Below are 15,707 nucleotides of genomic sequence, written 5' to 3'. Positions count from 1 at the left end.
TGATGCGCTCCTGTCTTCACGGTAATTCGGGCTTTGATTCAATCCCTCAGTTTATGGGTTACACACGAAAATCCGAAATGAAAAAAAATACTTTAAGCAGCGCACAAGACTCCTCTGTGTTCGCCACTTAGAGTCGCCCTGTCGAGCAAAACACCGAGGAGAATCGGGCAATGACAGGAGAACAAAGAGGTCAAGCAGTCGTACGAGTGCTGCGTCTGCGGCAAGTCACGGACCGCTTGGGGCTGGGACGGTCAACCATCTATGACCGGATGAATCCCAAGTCACCAAGGTATGACAGCTCATTTCCTAGGCCAATCAGCTTGGGCTGCTCAGCAGTAGGGTGGCTCGAGTCTGACATATGCCACTGGATTGATTTACGGGTGGCTGCTACCAGAGGAGGGGTAGATGGTTGTTCGCTCAACCCAGACAGTGGCAATTTCACTGCTGAAAGGGGGCGCTCCAAGTGATGAACGTATTGAGCTCAGGCTTTTTCCATCCGCCACTGCCGGGAAGTGGACTCCCAGTGTCAATGCCAATGCCGCTCCCTTTGTTGGAGGCTGCAGTTAGCGAGGCCCAGAACAACGTACAAGCCCCCAGAGCGCTAGTGCTTTTCGGTGCAATGACAGCCATCGCTGTTGTTGCGCAGGGACTAATTGATGTTCGCAAACCTAACGGACAATGTGTGCCAACATCGTTGATGTTACTTTCTATTGCTAATTCGGGGGAGCGAAAAACGACGTCGGAGAACGTTTTTTTAGAACCAATACGAAAGTTTCAGAGAGATCAGATTAAAGCTCATGAGGAATGTTTAAGGTTGTGGGGAGTATCGCAGGAAATTTCTGATATTAAGCGTAAGAGTATCATGAGGTGTATTAAGAAAAAAGTGACCAAAGGGGAGTGCTCAGCGAAGGTGGAAGCCGATTTACTTAAAGTGGACAGTGCTGCGCCGGTCAAGCCGAAGAAGTTAAAATTGCTTTATGACGACTCAAGCTCGGAAGCATTGTTTCGGGGGATGCACCAAGATTTTCCAACAGCAGGCTTGATTTCTAGCGAAGGGGGTGGGGTTTTAACTGGGCGGGCATTTAATGACTTGTCAAAGCAGAATGCTATTTGGAGTGGTGACTCTATCACTGTTGATCGAGTGTCGAAGGAAAGCTACGAGCTCTCCGGTGCACGCCTGACCGTATGAATGATGGTGCAAGAAAGTGCATTTAAGGTCTATATGGAGCGCCGAGGTGAGATGAGTCGTGGTTCTGGGTTGTGGGCACGCTTTTTAGTTTGTCGTCCGGTTTCGACGCAAGGTAGTCGCTTCCTCCGAAATTGCACTGTTTCCTGGGAATATCGGGATCGGTTCGCGGCTAGATTGACCGAGCTTCTGAATGAAAATGTCGAGTCACAAAGTGGCTCTAAAAAAGAGAAGAAAATAATATGCTTTTCGCGAGAGGCGTGCGAGCGATGGTTGCAGTTGTTTAATTCAATTGAGTCTGAAAATCGAGCTCAAGGTCATTTTGCAGGGGCGGGAGATCATGCGTCAAAACTTGCGGAGAACATTGCTAGGGTTGCTGCATTGTTTCAGTATTTTGAATTTGGTGATGGCGAAATTTCCTTGGGAACTCTTGAGGCTGCGATTAGCGTGTGTGGGTGGTGCTCAGACGAATTCTTGAGAATATTTATGCCTCCTCCACAGGAGGAAGTCGATGCGCTTGAGTTGAATTCTTGGCTGCAGCGCTATAGGAGTAGTAATCAAAGATATGTGCCGAAAAACTACGTTCTTCAACATGGGCCAAATAAACTTAGAGGGCGAGAACGGCTGAATCGTGCGTTAGAAGTTCTGCGTAGGCAGGGGGAGGTATCCCTTTCTCAATGTGGAAAGACAATGCAAGTTGATCTATTCCCAATGATGTTCTCGGGGTTTTGTTATTAGCAGGCGCTGATGGCGGCTGTCACTTCAGAGAGGAAGCACTTTCTATAATTAAGTTAAATATATCTGATCTCAAATCATCCTCATTCATAGAAAATGAAATTTCCCCCACTTGTCTTTCCGCAATGAGTCTGGTAGCTACTAGATCTGAAACAGTTCGAGGGGGGAGGTGGCCACGGTCGGAGCGTACCTCAGCAAGAGCTGCAATGATTCTGTTGTGAAGGTTGTTTTTTAAGATCTTTTTATCTTTTGCGTTCTTCGCTTTTTGTTTTCCGCCTGATTGGGAGCGTTTTTTGCACATTTCAGCGTAGGGGTCAGTCAATCCTTCTGCTAGGCCTAGGTAGTATTCGGCCTTGGATACGGCGCGCCAAGCCATGACTTCTTGATTGTTCGCTTGTGCTATTTTTGCGAGAGAAATGTGTATGAGGGAGTGAAAGGTTGATGTTTTTGCTCTTTTATTTTTTGTGCTAACTTTTAAAAAATCATATTTCAGGTTTTCAATTGTTGAGTGGTCTATTTCTAGGTTTTTTATTTTACTGATTGTTGTCTCTAAACTTTCCTCTGTGCTTACTTCATTGAATACGTGCTTTTCAATGTCTTGTATTCTAAACAGTAGGTTGTTGATGGTGCAGTCAAGACTTAAATTCTCTACGAAATAAAAAGCAGTCTCTTGCTGGGGTTGGCGAAGGTTTTCTAGCTCGAGATCTGGAGTGTCAGTCATTTGGATCAATTCCTTACTTTGGGGCTGTTGGGTCGACATGACGCTTGTGGCTTGATCTTTTTCTGATCAGGGCAAATATACGAAATGAATAGCCTCAGGCTATTCATATTACACATCAGCGCCTTCTGCTGGCCAAGGGTCTGCTCCATCTGCAACACTCCTCCTGGCTACCCAAAGTCTTAGTGTGCTGCGTTCGTCGGGTGAATCCGCAGCCAATTCGGATGGTCGTACCGCCCCAAGAGCGAAGCGGCTGCAAGTGCTTCCGTTGGACCGCACAGCGGCTTCATGCGGAGGGTTCGACTACATTGACTGTGGTTCTGTGTTGACGGACGTTAATTGGCCTAAATGATCTCCAAGACGATACCAGGCATCTGCCATTTCTTTCGTATAGCTATGGCGCTGGTAGATGCGTTTAACCTTGTTCTCTTCAGTGTGATTTAGGCATCGCTCAGCTACTTCTGGTAGTACGCCTAGGGCGGTCATGATAGTGGCGCCTGTTCGCCTCAAGTCGTGCGGGGTCCATTTTCCGCCAGTAAGGAGTAGGGCTTTTGCTTTGGCACTCCGGTTGGTCATGACACCTTGGCCGGGTTGGCGCTGCCTATCACCTAGTTGTTTGGTGACGGTTTTGGAGCAGACCGGCCCGCTGTCGTCAGTGTTGGGGTAGCACCAAGCGGATGTTCGATTAAGACGTTGTACGCGCTCGAACTGTTGAACGGAAAACGACGAGAGCATGATGTTGTGCGGTTTGCCGTTCTTGCTGTTTTCGGCAGGAATGAGCCAGGTGCTTTGCTTTAGATTAAGATGTTCCCAGCGTGCGCCGAGCAGTTCTCCTATGCGGCAACAGGTTGATAGTGCAATCCAGATTGCTGCTTCAGTAGATGGTAGCAGGCCGGCGTCGGGGGTCAGTTTGGCCAGAGTTCGAATTTCCTCATCACTCAACACTCTGTCGCGTTCGACATCCTTGCCGCCGATCTTGGCTTTTCGAATGCTGGCGCTAGGGTCGTACTCGATCAGGTCGCGATCCACTGCAAAGCGGAACATCTGGCGCATAAGTGAAAAGGCTATTTTGGCCGCGCGGTTTACTCCCCGGGCAAGCATGGAGTCAGTTACCTCTGTGATATGACCCTTTTTTACGTCTGCGACAGCTAAATTACCCAAGAAAGGCAGGACGTCTTTTTCAAACATACGACGTACCTCTGCGCCCTTATCTTTGCGGTTAATCAGGTCAACCTTGGCCCAATGCTCGAATAGCTCTCTAACGCTTTTTCTCGCGACCTGCCGAGCCTGTTCGGCTTCTATAGCGACCTTTTCTGAAGCTAAGCGGGCTATCTCGGCATCGCGCGCTGCAATGCGGGACGCTTCCTCGGCTGCCAAATGTTCCCGAATATCACGGGTGCCAGCCTTATGCAGGCCAGCAAGCTCTTTGGCTCGCTGGCCTGCCTCAGCAAGCGTCATAGTGCCTTCCAGTCCATCGCGGCTATAGGTACCAATTGGGTAGGTGACACGCTCGCCGTTGCTATTTGAGTAGCGGAAATAGAAAAGACGCTCACCGCTGGGCGTGATGCGTGCGACCAAGCTGCCATGTCCCCAGATGGCAACGTCGCTCAGCCATTTATCGCTGCTAACAGGTTTGGCCGTCATTTGCCTGTCGGTGATCTTCGCCATTGTCTACCCGTCTATCCCGTTGCCAATTGGTTGCCAATTGAGATTGGCTGTAACGAGATTCTATCGGATGCTATCGGACAAAAAAACCAAATAATCCCAGTAACTATGGGGTTTGTAGCTCGGTTGTTTGGATTGGCCTGGAATGCTTTGGATTGAAAATCACCTTTATGGGGTGCTAGGGGTAGAGTGTTCGAATCACTCCGTCCCGACCATTATTCCTGAGTAAAATCAGACACTTAAGCCGATCAGATAGATCGGCTTTTTTGTGCCTGCGCAAAACCCGCGCAAAACTGGCGCAAAACTACCCGGTGATTTCGCTGATATTTAGGTCCGGAATTGCCTCTGACCAAATGATTTCCTGGTGGTCCCGCTGGTAGTTTTTGGTCATGCCTTCACTCGCATGGCCAGCGATTTTCTGCCCATCCTTTCCGGCTTTTTTGTACAGGTGCAGCGACAGTGCTCGCACTTCGTGGAAGCCCGGCATCTCTTCTTCCTTCCATCCTGGGTAACAGTTCGCCGCCCCCCTGGCCTCCTTGAATGCTCGCGTCAAATACCGCTCCTCAACCTTCGTCCAGTGGTCCTTGGTCTGCGCCTGCTTCTGTTTCAGGCGATCAGGCTTTCGATGCACCAGGTACGGCGAAGCAGTGTCGTCACGGCATCGACTGATAACGGACTGCAGTTCGGCGGTTACCCGAAAGCGAATCCACGCCGCATCGCTGGCCTTCGCCGTCTTCTTTTGGACCACATACAGGTATCCCTCCCGAATGCCGTCGAAGCGCATGTCGAGGATGTCGGTGCGGCGCTGGGCGGTGATCAAGGCCAAGTCGATGGCGTTCTGTAGCCAGACAGGCGCTTTCTCCCTGATGGCCTTCAGGCCGTCCACGGTGTGGCGTTTGCGTTGCTTCTTCTCGATGCGGTTGATCGTGCTGGCCGCAGGGTTGTCCGGGCATAAGCCCTTGGCCGCGGCGTGGTTGAAGATGTCGATCAGCAGGGCTCTGCACTGGTTGGCTGTGCGCGGGGTGAGGGTGTCCAACATCTCCGCGATCATGCGGATCGTGATCTGGTCGACCGCCTTGCCCTCGAATTGCTTGCGGAAACGCCTGAAGTGCACCGCGTATAGGCCCAGCGTGCCCTTAGCGAGCTCGCGTGGTGGCAGGACGTTGCACTCGTAGGTATCGAGGAATCCAGCAAACGATTCGGTTGATGTGCTCAGCACGGCGCCGACCAGGTCAGCGCCACGCATAAACTCTAGGTTCAACTGCTTCGCTGCGTCGATCGCTTTGATACGATCAGTTCCGAACTGGAACCACTTCCCGTCGGTAGGCCGACGGTAGCGAAATGTCGAGCGCCGCGCATCGAAGTAGAGGTTCTGCGGGAGGTTCTTGTTCGCAGTATTGCGCGGCCGAGGGGCCATCATGCTGCTCCTTTCAATACCATTGCCACCAGGTCGTTGCCGTTCGACCGGCTGAATGCGGCCCAGTCAACGTACCAGAGTTTGCCGATCTGCTCGCCGGGGACTATGCCGTTACGGATATGGTTGCGAATCGCTTGGGGGCATTGCGGGGTCCCGTTCTCGCCCCAGCGCCGGCGCTGAAACTCGCTGATCTTGATCAGTTCTTTTTTCATTGGGCAAAACCTGTCCTTTGCCGCTATAGCGGCTGACTTTGAGGGGGGGAGTGTGTGGGTAAGTTTTGGTTGCTGCATCCGTTCCACGGGAGATGGCCGGCTCGTTTTTTTACAAAAAGGCAAAAGTGAACTATCAGTATCTGGAGAGATTCTGACGAGTGGATCGTAGTGGGAATGACAGAGGCTTTTCGCCATCATCAGAATCGAGTAGTATCTGCGCTCCTATGGATGGAATATTTTATAAATGAGTAAGTCTGAAGCTAAGAAATATAAAGACCTAAATCTTAATTTTGAAAGTATTACTCCATGTATCGAGCGGCATGGCGGGTCCAATGCAGTTCTCGAAAAGAAGAATGAAAAAGAGCATCATCTCCGCTTTAATGTGAAAGATAATGTATTTCTTATGAAGATTTTTCCAGTATCAGGCGGAGTATTTTCACTCGGTAAGGCTGCTGGTCACTGTCCTGATACTTTCGCTTTTTACGCAGATAAAATGCTTGCTGAGTGCGTTATCCCTACACCTGCAAATTTGAATGTTTCTCTGCCGAAATTTCCTGCTGAACACGTGGCGGCTATATTAGATTTTTTGTCTGAGGCAGGGGCTGAAGTAAGTGAGGTTGATGGTGGTACAACGTGCAGAATGTATCGCGTCGTTGGAAGTCTTGGTGATAGTTTAGTAATAAAGCATTTTAAAATCGGAACAGTACAGTTTCAGGGTAAGTATCGAAATCTTGCATCCTTGATAACAGATTATCTCGGTTCGGTGCTTTCGCTGGAAGATGTAATTAAGAGTCAAGCAAAGATATATGGTGTTGATTTAACTGTTGAGCAAGTTAAGGATGGGTTGCAAGCAGTTTTACCTGTTGCACACACAAGTATAAGTGATGCTGTGCGAATTCAGCTAAGCTCTGCTTTCACGTTGACAAAAATTGATTTGCCTGTCGAGGATTACTCCTGTGTGGCGTTTCCTGCGCTACGCGGATTAGAGGGGTTCATCAAAGATCTCTTGATACTAGGGAATTTTCGGCCGGCTGCACGGTCAACCTTTAGTGACTATTTCAGAGATGGCAAATTAGGTCCTGATCAGGCGGCTCATGTTGGTGAGAAACTAACGGATATTATCAATGATTGTTATGCGTACTACAGTGCGCAACGCCACAGGTCATTCCATATGGATGCTCCTAGCACTACCAGTCGAATATTGGACTTTGTTGGTGCGAAGGAAATCGTAAGCGCCGTCTTTGAGCTCATTGAGGCTTCATGTAAGAGGTTGGCAAAATGAAAACTGACTATTTGGTAAGGACGCAAGTTCCCGACGGACTGGGGGTGTCAGCTTTTGTATTAGCAGCAAATTTTCATAACCCTTTCGAGTGCTTGGATGAGATATCGGAAGAGTTGGATCGGCAATCTGTAAAGGGTTCTGTTGTTTTTGATTTGTTGTTGGCTAATGGAACTAAAGTTAATAGATATTTCCTGGCGGAGTTTGATGGGAAATCATTTATTCTTGATAGTATTCACGAGGCTAGAAGTGAGTATCTGAAGTTTAGCAAAGTGTCGGCTGATTTTCTTAAATGTAATATAAAAGTCCTTGACGACATTTTGCTTAGCCCTGCAATGAAGTTTGCAGTAAAGCGTGGTATACCTCTTTGAAGTGTTCGGTTTTACAGTAAGTTCATTTCTACTTGGCGATTTCATTGCCACGTAGGTGAACTGTTGTGCGCTTCGATTCGGTCGGCTAGGCGCCGCCCTCTGTGACCGGATGCGTGCAAGTCGCTCCTCTTCGGACATTTTGTTGCGTTTCCGCTCGTCCTGCTTCCGCTCCAATACGGTCGTTGCCATGGCCTGCCTCTTCGATTCCACTCGCAGGTATGTCCAACCAGGTTGGCCGACGCCGTGCGCTGACCAGTTTGCTTATCAGTCTCATGCAGCCCTCTGCTGATCCCAGACACCCACAGCATCGAACACCTGGGCGGCTTGCTCTTCAGTCAGCGATATTTCGGCGGGAATGGCGATCCAGCCCGACGCGACCCGATGATTCGGATTGCTCTCGGCGACCAGGGTTTTGTAAGTGTCCTCGATCACGTCTTCGAGGTGCGCGGCCAGATAGTTGCCTTGAGGGGCGACCTCTACCGATTTGGTGTAGCGGTGCCCGCGTTGATCGCGACACTGGACGCTGACATAGATCGTCCAGCGATGGGCAACGTCGCAGACTGCTTCGGCCATGCGTTGTCCTGGCGGGATGCTCGTGCAGCTCTTCCTGTTGATCATCCCTTGGCGTCCGCTGGGGTCGATGTGGACCACCGCGACGTGATTGGCATTGAGCAGTGCCCGGCTCGCTCGCTCTATCCGGGTACGCATATTGTTGGGCTTTCGCTTTTTCATAGCGCCACCGTAATCTGGCGATTGGCCTTGGCTTCAAACTGCATGGCAAGGTCGTGAGCGGCCTTGTAGTCGTTACGGAAGGCGCGAGTCTTGCCGGTGGTGAGGTCTTTAATCTGATACATGCCGAAGCTTCCGCCGACGACTTGGTAGCGCACCGGTTTGGCCGGGGCTCGTCGATCAATACGACTGTAGAACCCGGAGCGGGCGGCCTTTGTTCGTTGCAGCAGCTCACCGACTTCATCGATGCGCTCTTGAAATGATGGATGCATGGTTGATCCCTCGGAGTAGGTTAGGTGTATTCATTAGCACTCCGACCACCTGCTGGTGGCCATTGGGCAGGGAAGGGGGCTGATTGATAAAAGGCAGGCGTAAAAAAGCCCGATCGGAACCGGGCCATTGTTTGTGTCACGAGGGCCTGCTTAAGTGATCGCTGGTGGTGCCATCGCGGGCTTCGACAAACACGCCTGAATGCGCTGCGTGATTTCTTCTCGGTGCACCTGGACATCCTTGGGGGCGCTAGTTCCGATACGTACCTGTTTGCCGCTCACACCCAGTACTGTGATCGTGATGTTGTTGCCTATGTTGATGCTTTCGCCTGCTTTGCGAGTCAAAATCAGCATTGTCCATTTCCTTGCGTGAGTGGGTTTCCCAATGCCGCCTTGCAAGAAGCGGCATCAGTGAAACATCACTGCATTACGCGGACTTCATTGCGTGGGAACCACGCCCCGTCAACCAGAACCATGCAGCCAACAAAGGCGGCGTAGCGGGTCTCTCGGTCAGTCTGGAAGCCGTAGTAGAAGCAAGTGGCCCGTGAGGCTGCGTTGCTCAGCAACATGCAGCCGACGATCAGTGCCAGCAGGATCAGCAGAACCTTTGTCGCGTACTTCACGCCTCGATACCGTAGTCAGCCAGGCGCAGACCGAAGTGCATGCCTATTTCCTTCAGCACCACCAGCTCTGCTGGCTCGATCTGACCATCAGCCTGGGCAACAGCAAGAATGTTGACGAAGGCTTCCTCCGCGTCGGCCGGAACGTTTTTGATGTCGGCCAGTTCCCGCTTGATCGCCAATCGACCTACTTGAAAGTTGGCGTTCAACTGGCCTGTAAAACGATTGATGGTTTCGGTGATCTCGCTGCCGAAGTGCGTCAAATTCGGGTTGGAGCGAATCAACTCATCCAGCTTGGAAACCTCGCTGGCTTCAATCTCACCATCAGCCGCAGCGACCAATAGGCCCCCACCGACAATGGCCTGCATCAAGTCGCGGTTAACGACCTTCTTCATTTCGGCCTGGGCGTTGCCGACTTGTTTTCCGAAGAGTTTTTTCATTCCGAACATGGTATTTCCTCTGGTGGGATTACATCCCGATGCACCCTGTCGCCAAGGTGCAGCAGTGATGCTGTCCGTCCTATTGCCGCCGGAGGAACGGGGCACATTGCTTGCCAGGTCATTCCACGGTTCTGGCGTTTCACAATCGAGCAGCCGCACAGGTTGTTCCTGTCGTTGTCAGACTTTCGGGCCTGTCTGCTCGCCGGTCGTCGGTAGAGGCAATGCGGACTGTTGTTTGTTGCGCTGACTGTTAAAGAGCGGCGCGGCTTTCGCTGCTGAGTCGATTATGTGTCGATATGGATAAAATATAGGTGTACACATAATTTGTGTCAATGGGTAAACCCATAAAATTTATAGTCGGCGATAAAAAGCCCGCAAATCGCGGGCTTCGCTTATAGGTCGACGTATGTCTGCCAGCTAATTCTCACGCTGTCGTCTTCTAACCGCTCGACAGTTATCCCACCTGTCTCCTCAAACTCTTGGATGACGCGTTCCCATGCATCGGGTGACTCGTCATCACGCCTGGCGATCGTAATTGTCTGAACCTTTTGCACGTTTGGATCGGACACCATGCGTTGAATGCGTCGGCCGACTTGTTCATAGGTGTTCAACGTGAGGGAGTTGCTGCCATTGCTCATCTGTCTTCCTTTGTTTTTTTCTGTGTGGATAGACAGTATTTTGTTGAAGGGAAAGCAACAATCCGGAAAGAGCACGCTTGTACTCTTTTGAGTCGAAGCAAAAAAAAGCCCGCTTAGTGCGGGCTTGTTTATCACATGAATGGCGGTGCATGAGTGTCGCTCTAAAGCTTTCCGGTCATACGTACTGCTACGCCAATGATGCGGCAATTTTCATCACACTCGACCATTTTATAAGCTGGGTTCAGCGGCTTCAGATAACGTACACCGCCATCCTCCACCAGCTTCTTAAAAGTCGCCTCGTTGCTCGCGGGCAGTTTGGCAATAACCAATTTGCCGGGTTTCACATCTGCCTCGGTGTCTACCAGGATCATCATCCCTTCAGGGACGCTTACGCCTGCAGGTGCGGTCATCGAATCACCTTTAACCTCAAGCCAAAACGCAGGTCCTTTGGAGTCGTAGTCAGATATTTCATACCTGTCAGAAAAACCATCCGGGTAAGGCTGAACAGCTTCCTCCCAGGAACCCGCTGATACCCAGCTGATCACTGGATATCGATAAAGCATCTGAGGCTGGACAACATCCTTTACGTTGGACTGTTCGGTGGTTTCTGAAACCATCGGGCCAGACCCACTCTCAATCCATATGGCCGAAACTCCGCACGCTTTCGCAATGGAGGCGTTATAGGAGGAGCGCTGTGATCTGCCTCTCTCAAGGTCAGAAATAGACGCTTGATCGATGCCAACAAGCTTCGCTAGTTGGGCCTGAGTAAATCCGGCGTGTCGCCGAGCGGCCTTGATTCGTTCTTTATATTCCATCTTCCGATTATTACTGGCGAACCCATATCGTTGCAAAGTGGTATGCCTATGATCTACGATATGGGTATTCACATAATCAGGGGCAATATGAACACCATCTTTAAAGACCTTGTTGCTTTCTTTGGGACGCAAGAGGCCACCGCAGAAAAGCTCAAGGTGGATCAAAGCACCGTTTCCGGTTGGGTTCGTGAAAAGCACGGGATGTCTCCGGTGGTTGCCAAACGGGCTGAAGCCTTGACCAACGGTGTATTCAAGAAAGAAACCCTTTGTCCTTCATTTCCTTGGGCCGAGCTGAGTACCTAACGGACATCACAGCGACTAACTGAAGCCATTTTTAGCGCAACGGCGCCGAGAGAAAACTAGACGATGAAATCGCCAGTGCTAGACACCCGTCGCAAAGCAGTCATTGCGTCTGCCAATGCATTCCCTGGCGGACTTGCATACGCTTCTGACTTTCTTGGCGAAGAGAATCTCAAGCGCTTCAAGAACCGGATTTACGAGTCGGCAGGGGTCAAGCCTCTAACCGACGACGAGGTCTGCACGCTTGAGACTGAAGCCAGAACCACATTCTTGCCGGACTACATCTGTGCAATGTACGGCGGCGTATTTGTTCGCTTGCCTGAGGTTGGTGAGCTGGACAACGTAGACATGCACCAGCGCTCGTTACGTACTTCTGTGAAGCGCGGCCGCGTTGACCAGTTTCTTGCCCTGGCGCTGGAGGACGGAGAAATCACTGCAGCGGAAGCCGCAGAGATTCTGGCCTTGCACGCGAAACACTTGGCCGCCCGGCACGAGGAGGTGACCGCACTGATTGAGTTGCACAAGTCGAAACGCCCAGCCCGAACGCCAAGCGGGAAGGGCTGACATGCAGTTCACGATCGCGATCAACCAAGTGAAAGCGCTGGAGTGGGGGTTGAACTCCCAACAGGCGCTGCTGTTTTCCTTTGTCTACGAATGTCCTAGCTGGGCCAAACCAATCAAGACCGATAACGGGATTTTCTTTGTCTTGACCAAGGCAAAGATCATTGAGGAATTGCCCCTGCTTACCGACAAGCCAGATACCGCGTATCGACTTCTCAAAGGGCTCGAAAGGGCAGGTCTGGTGGAGTTATCCAGCACTGCAAACGTCTCGTTGTTTCGCTTGACCGAGAAGGCCAAAGAGTGGAATCGCAAGCTGGACGGGTCGGAAAAATATCCGACCACTGATGTGTTTGAGGGGCGGAAAAAAATCCGATCTACCTCGGAAAAATCTCCGAGCAAGGTCGGAAAAAAATCCGAACAGGGTCGGAAAAATATCCGAGGAGGGTCGGAAAAATCTCCGACAAATCAGGATACCAGTAATCAGGGTACCAATCAGGTAACCAATAATCAGGAGAAACAGGGCGCAAACGCGCCACGCAAATCGCCAAAGTTTGACCCGTTGTTGGCTAAACCGGAAAACGTCGGCGTCGAGGTTTGGTCCGACTGGTGCCAGCATCGCAAGGAAATCCACAAACCCCTCACCGCCAAGAGCTGCGAACAACAGGCCAAGGCCTTGGCGAACCATCCAGCCCCCGATTCCGTTCTGGCCCTTTCGATCAGCAACGGATGGACGGGGATTTTCCCCGACAAAGCAATCATCCCCGCACCACTTCCGACCAGTCGCCATTCCGGCTTTGACACTCGGGATTACAAGGCCGGCACCCAGGAGAACGCCAATGGCACCTTCCGTCTCTAACTTCGGCGCTCACATGGACCGCAAATTCGGCGTCATCGGCCGTCAGCCAGCGAGCTGCTTCGATCATGGCGAATATTCGGCGGTCATCCTCAAGGGTGGCAACCTGTCTGGCTGTCCTATCTGCGCGAGCAACAAGCGCGACATGCAGGAGCTCGAGCGCAAGCGCTGTCAGTTTCGGATAGTTCAGCAATCAAGCGCCCGGATTCCGAAGCGTTTCGCGGAAAAGACATTTGCCGATTTCGTTGTGTCGAATCCGGCCCAGCAGATTGCCTTGGATGCATGTACCGACTACGTCGACAACTTTTCGAAGCATCGCCGGGAAGGTCGCTGCATGTTGCTGCTGGGGAAGGTCGGCACCGGCAAAACCCACCTGGCCATTGCCTCGGCCAGTCACCTGATCAACGAATGCATGGTCAAGGCGATCTACCGCACGGTGGGCACGCTCATCGGCGAGATCCGGGCGACGTTCAATGAGCGCTCAGGCGAGTCCGAGGCGCACATCTTGCGTGAGGTGATCGGAGCGGACCTGCTGGTGCTCGATGAAGTCGGCGCGACCAAGCAGAGCGAGTTCGAGCTGGCCACCCTGTTCAGCATTATCAACGGTCGTTACGAACAATGCCGTCCGACGATCATCGTCAGCAACCTGTCTCCCGCCGAATTGAACGACGCCATTGGTGCGCGCTGTGTCGACCGCATCCGCGAAAACGGCTGCATTGGTGTGGCATTCGAGTGGGAATCTCAACGCGGTAAGGAGGGCTTCTGATGAACGCCGCCAAGCAACAAAACATGCTCGCCGGGCAATCGTCGCTCGCCCGCAAAGTTTTTCAAGTCGTGCCAATCCAGGAGCGCTGGAGTGCTCACGATATTTTCAATTCGTTGATGGTTGCCGAAACCACGGGTGCCCAGTTTCCGGCCGTACGTCGTGGCCTGGGCGAGTTGAAGGACGCAGGTCTCATTCGCGAACCCGTTAACGGACACTTCCAGCGCACCACCATCACCATCACGCCCCAGAGAGAAGTGAGCATGTCGAAAGAAACCAAGCCGGCCATGGCTACTACCAAGAAACCTGAGGGTAGCGCTCTGGATACATTGGCGGTGCTGTCCGGCGAGGTCATCAGCTTTGCCGAAGAGGTGGGGCAGCGCATGAAACAGCTCGCCGCGCGTATCGAGGAAGTGGCGTTGTCCGTTGAGGCAGAACGCGAGGTCAATGCTGAAGCACTCGACAAATTCAAGCTCCTGCAATCTCTGCTGAAGGGGGGCTAATGGGCAATCGAACGGCCGTGGTGAAAACCCTGACGGTGAAGCTGTCGGACGCCGAGATCGAGCGAAACGCCAAAAAATTGCATGTCCGCGATCTGCGTGATGCGAGTCATCCGGCGTTGCATTTTCGCTTCGCAAAGAATCGTTCTCGTGGCTCTTGGTACTTGCTCAGCAAGCGCTCCTGGCATCGTATTGGTGGATTCCCGGATCTGAGCACCAAGCAGGTGGTTGCGGCGCTGCCTACTGTCCGCCTGCGTGTTGCTGCCGAAGAAGGTTCGACCGTTTCCAAGTGGGTCATGACCGGTGAACTGATTGAGTGGTACGCCGAGCGCATGGCGCGTGATCGCAACTTGTCCGGGAAGCGCAAGAAAACCGGTGCCTCTATGATCAAATGCCATCTGATGCCGCGTCTCGGCGATCTACCGTTGACCGGTATCGACAAGGCAGCCCTCGATAGCCAGCTCATGTGGCCTTTGCAGGAAAGCATTTCCATCGATTACGTGCGTTCGGTGTTCCAGCTGCTGGCCCTGGCTTTCCGTCAGGCGTTCAAGTTGGGCCTGATTTCGTCCAACCCAATGGCGAGCATCAAGTTCAACGACTTCTCCAAGGCCAAGGTCGGCATCAAACCGTCCCGCTTGCGCGGCGTGCAGCTGCAAGGGCTGCTGGTGCAACTCGCTGGCGTCATGGTAACGGCGCCACTTGATGCCATGCTCGCACTGATGATGCTTTGCCACGGCACGCGAATCGGGGAAACCCGACAGGCGCGTTGGTCGCACATTTGTCTGGCGGAAGGTGAGTGGTTCATTCCCGCCGAACACACAAAAACCGGTGTCGAGCATCACCTCCCGCTAACGGATCAAACGCGCGCCCTGTTGATCCTGTACCGCGAAACCCAGACCGCCCGCAGTTATGACGGCCAATACCTATTCCCGGCGCGCAACGGCAAAGCGCTGAGCGAAGGTCAGGCCAGCGCGGTGTTCACACGTCTGGGTCAAGGCGCGTGGACCAGCCACGACTTGCGCAAGTTGGCCCGCACCGGTTGGGCAGATATTGGTATTGACCACTTGATTGGTGAACTACTCATCAACCACGCGATGGGGCACAACGTGAAGGTTTACATCCAGTCTGACGTGATGAGTCGCAAGCGTGATGCCTTAACGAGATGGCACCACATGTTAGACAGTCGCGGCTTCAAGGGTATTCACGGGCAGACAGGCGTTAGATTCGGAGATTCCGGAAATGCGCTGGAAGCCACACGTGGCATGGGCTGCAAGGCCACTCAAGAATCAACCATAGGCGAGGATTTAAAACATGCAGAACGGGCAGGAGCTTGGCTTTAAGAGGCTGCGGATAGAGCTAGAGCCTTGCCCGGCCTGCAAGGGCAAAGCCGTAGTGAAAGGGCTGTTTTATGAGTTGATTTGTACTGCTTGCAATGGCTCAGGTTGGGTTATTCGGGGTAGCAGGTTGGTACTTTCTTCGGACGAGTTGGTGACTCAATTGAGCTTCAAATTGCAGCAGGCTCAGCGAGAGATTGAAGCCCTCCAGCATGGCTCGTCGATACCTGGCCCGGCCGAGTACTACCAACAGAACAACCGTCGCGGCGCCGGCGGATCAAATTACACAGGGGATTGAGAAT

20 protein-coding genes and 1 pseudogene are annotated in these 15,707 nt (G+C 52.2%); 10 read left to right on the top strand and 11 right to left on the bottom strand.

What is annotated here, in order from left to right:
* Nucleotides 1-170 precede the first annotated feature (170 nt).
* A complete protein-coding gene (locus CD175_RS15375; protein WP_104449558.1) occupies nucleotides 171-467 on the top strand; it encodes a helix-turn-helix transcriptional regulator in 297 nt (98 codons plus the stop codon).
* Nucleotides 467-1,924: pseudogene (locus tag CD175_RS31755) on the top strand (YfjI family protein). The gene CD175_RS15375 and the pseudogene CD175_RS31755 overlap by 1 nt, the downstream one beginning before the upstream one ends.
* Nucleotides 1,925-1,943: 19 nt before the next feature.
* On the opposite strand, the gene CD175_RS15360 reads toward CD175_RS31755, so the two are convergent.
* The 4 genes from CD175_RS15360 to CD175_RS15345 form a co-directional block, all read right to left on the bottom strand.
* Entirely contained in the window at nucleotides 1,944-2,642 is a 699-nt protein-coding gene (locus CD175_RS15360; protein WP_104449555.1) for a hypothetical protein, read from the bottom strand.
* Between the two features lie 300 nt (nucleotides 2,643-2,942).
* Nucleotides 2,943-4,307: a site-specific integrase gene (locus CD175_RS15355; protein ID WP_104449554.1), complete on the bottom strand. Its 1,365-nt coding sequence runs from the start codon at nucleotides 4,305-4,307 to the stop codon at nucleotides 2,943-2,945.
* Between the two features lie 301 nt (nucleotides 4,308-4,608).
* Nucleotides 4,609-5,721: a phage integrase Arm DNA-binding domain-containing protein gene (locus CD175_RS15350; RefSeq protein WP_104449553.1), complete on the bottom strand. Its 1,113-nt coding sequence runs from the start codon at nucleotides 5,719-5,721 to the stop codon at nucleotides 4,609-4,611.
* Nucleotides 5,721-5,933, bottom strand: coding sequence for a hypothetical protein (locus tag CD175_RS15345; RefSeq protein ID WP_104449552.1), 213 nt, complete (start codon nucleotides 5,931-5,933; stop codon nucleotides 5,721-5,723). Before CD175_RS15345 ends, CD175_RS15350 begins: the two co-directional genes overlap by 1 nt.
* Before the next feature lie 244 nt (nucleotides 5,934-6,177).
* Between CD175_RS15345 and CD175_RS15340 the strand changes: the two genes are divergently transcribed.
* Both CD175_RS15340 and CD175_RS15335 read left to right on the top strand, forming a co-directional pair.
* Entirely contained in the window at nucleotides 6,178-7,215 is a 1,038-nt protein-coding gene (locus tag CD175_RS15340) for a type II toxin-antitoxin system RnlA family toxin (RefSeq protein WP_104449551.1), read from the top strand.
* Entirely contained in the window at nucleotides 7,212-7,583 is a 372-nt protein-coding gene (locus CD175_RS15335; protein WP_104449550.1) for a type II toxin-antitoxin system RnlB family antitoxin, read from the top strand. Before CD175_RS15340 ends, CD175_RS15335 begins: the two co-directional genes overlap by 4 nt.
* Nucleotides 7,584-7,853: 270 nt before the next feature.
* On the opposite strand, the gene CD175_RS15330 is transcribed toward CD175_RS15335, so the two are convergent.
* The 7 genes from CD175_RS15330 to CD175_RS15300 form a co-directional block, all read right to left on the bottom strand.
* On the bottom strand, nucleotides 7,854-8,315 hold the full coding sequence (locus CD175_RS15330; protein WP_104449549.1) for a hypothetical protein: 462 nt from the start codon (nucleotides 8,313-8,315) through the stop codon (nucleotides 7,854-7,856).
* Complete coding sequence (locus CD175_RS15325) at nucleotides 8,312-8,584, bottom strand: hypothetical protein (protein ID WP_104449548.1); 273 nt, start codon at nucleotides 8,582-8,584, stop codon at nucleotides 8,312-8,314. Before CD175_RS15325 ends, CD175_RS15330 begins: the two co-directional genes overlap by 4 nt.
* A gap of 150 nt (nucleotides 8,585-8,734) precedes the next feature.
* Nucleotides 8,735-8,935, bottom strand: coding sequence for a carbon storage regulator CsrA (csrA, locus tag CD175_RS15320; RefSeq protein ID WP_104449547.1), 201 nt, complete (start codon nucleotides 8,933-8,935; stop codon nucleotides 8,735-8,737).
* A 65-nt stretch (nucleotides 8,936-9,000) separates the two neighbouring features.
* Nucleotides 9,001-9,204, bottom strand: a complete 204-nt coding sequence (locus CD175_RS15315; RefSeq protein ID WP_104449546.1) for a hypothetical protein — start codon at nucleotides 9,202-9,204, stop codon at nucleotides 9,001-9,003.
* Entirely contained in the window at nucleotides 9,201-9,650 is a 450-nt protein-coding gene (locus CD175_RS15310; RefSeq protein WP_060540004.1) for a tellurite resistance TerB family protein, read from the bottom strand. Before CD175_RS15310 ends, CD175_RS15315 begins: the two co-directional genes overlap by 4 nt.
* Before the next feature lie 383 nt (nucleotides 9,651-10,033).
* Nucleotides 10,034-10,279, bottom strand: a complete 246-nt coding sequence (locus tag CD175_RS15305) for a DUF1654 domain-containing protein (RefSeq protein WP_104449545.1) — start codon at nucleotides 10,277-10,279, stop codon at nucleotides 10,034-10,036.
* Nucleotides 10,280-10,440: 161 nt separating this feature from the next.
* The gene (locus CD175_RS15300; RefSeq protein WP_240628991.1) at nucleotides 10,441-11,292 is read right to left on the bottom strand and encodes a LexA family protein; all 852 of its coding nucleotides are present in this window, start codon (nucleotides 11,290-11,292) and stop codon (nucleotides 10,441-10,443) included.
* A gap of 168 nt (nucleotides 11,293-11,460) precedes the next feature.
* Here CD175_RS15300 and CD175_RS15290 point away from each other — a divergent pair, with 168 nt between their 5' ends.
* From CD175_RS15290 to CD175_RS15265, 6 genes are read left to right on the top strand one after another with little or no spacing between them, the layout of a single operon-like run.
* Complete coding sequence (locus CD175_RS15290; protein ID WP_104449543.1) at nucleotides 11,461-11,958, top strand: YmfL family putative regulatory protein; 498 nt, start codon at nucleotides 11,461-11,463, stop codon at nucleotides 11,956-11,958.
* A 1-nt stretch (nucleotide 11,959) separates the two neighbouring features.
* Entirely contained in the window at nucleotides 11,960-12,811 is an 852-nt protein-coding gene (locus tag CD175_RS31750) for a phage replication initiator YdaU family protein (protein ID WP_240628989.1), read from the top strand.
* Nucleotides 12,792-13,574 (top strand): ATP-binding protein, encoded by a 783-nt coding sequence (locus CD175_RS15280; RefSeq protein WP_104449542.1) that lies wholly within the window; start codon nucleotides 12,792-12,794, stop codon nucleotides 13,572-13,574. Before CD175_RS31750 ends, CD175_RS15280 begins: the two co-directional genes overlap by 20 nt.
* Nucleotides 13,574-14,074: a hypothetical protein gene (locus CD175_RS15275; protein ID WP_104449541.1), complete on the top strand. Its 501-nt coding sequence runs from the start codon at nucleotides 13,574-13,576 to the stop codon at nucleotides 14,072-14,074. Before CD175_RS15280 ends, CD175_RS15275 begins: the two co-directional genes overlap by 1 nt.
* Entirely contained in the window at nucleotides 14,074-15,411 is a 1,338-nt protein-coding gene (locus CD175_RS15270) for a tyrosine-type recombinase/integrase (protein WP_104449540.1), read from the top strand. Before CD175_RS15275 ends, CD175_RS15270 begins: the two co-directional genes overlap by 1 nt.
* On the top strand, nucleotides 15,383-15,703 hold the full coding sequence (locus tag CD175_RS15265) for a hypothetical protein (RefSeq protein ID WP_104449539.1): 321 nt from the start codon (nucleotides 15,383-15,385) through the stop codon (nucleotides 15,701-15,703). The genes CD175_RS15270 and CD175_RS15265 overlap by 29 nt, the downstream gene beginning before the upstream one ends.
* The last annotated feature ends 4 nt before the right edge of the window (nucleotides 15,704-15,707 follow it).

This window comes from Pseudomonas laurylsulfatiphila, assembly GCF_002934665.1.
GTDB classification, from domain to species: domain Bacteria; phylum Pseudomonadota; class Gammaproteobacteria; order Pseudomonadales; family Pseudomonadaceae; genus Aquipseudomonas; species Aquipseudomonas laurylsulfatiphila.
The sequence above is the reverse complement of the archived record's forward strand: the minus strand, read 5'-3'. Positions and strand labels throughout refer to the sequence as shown.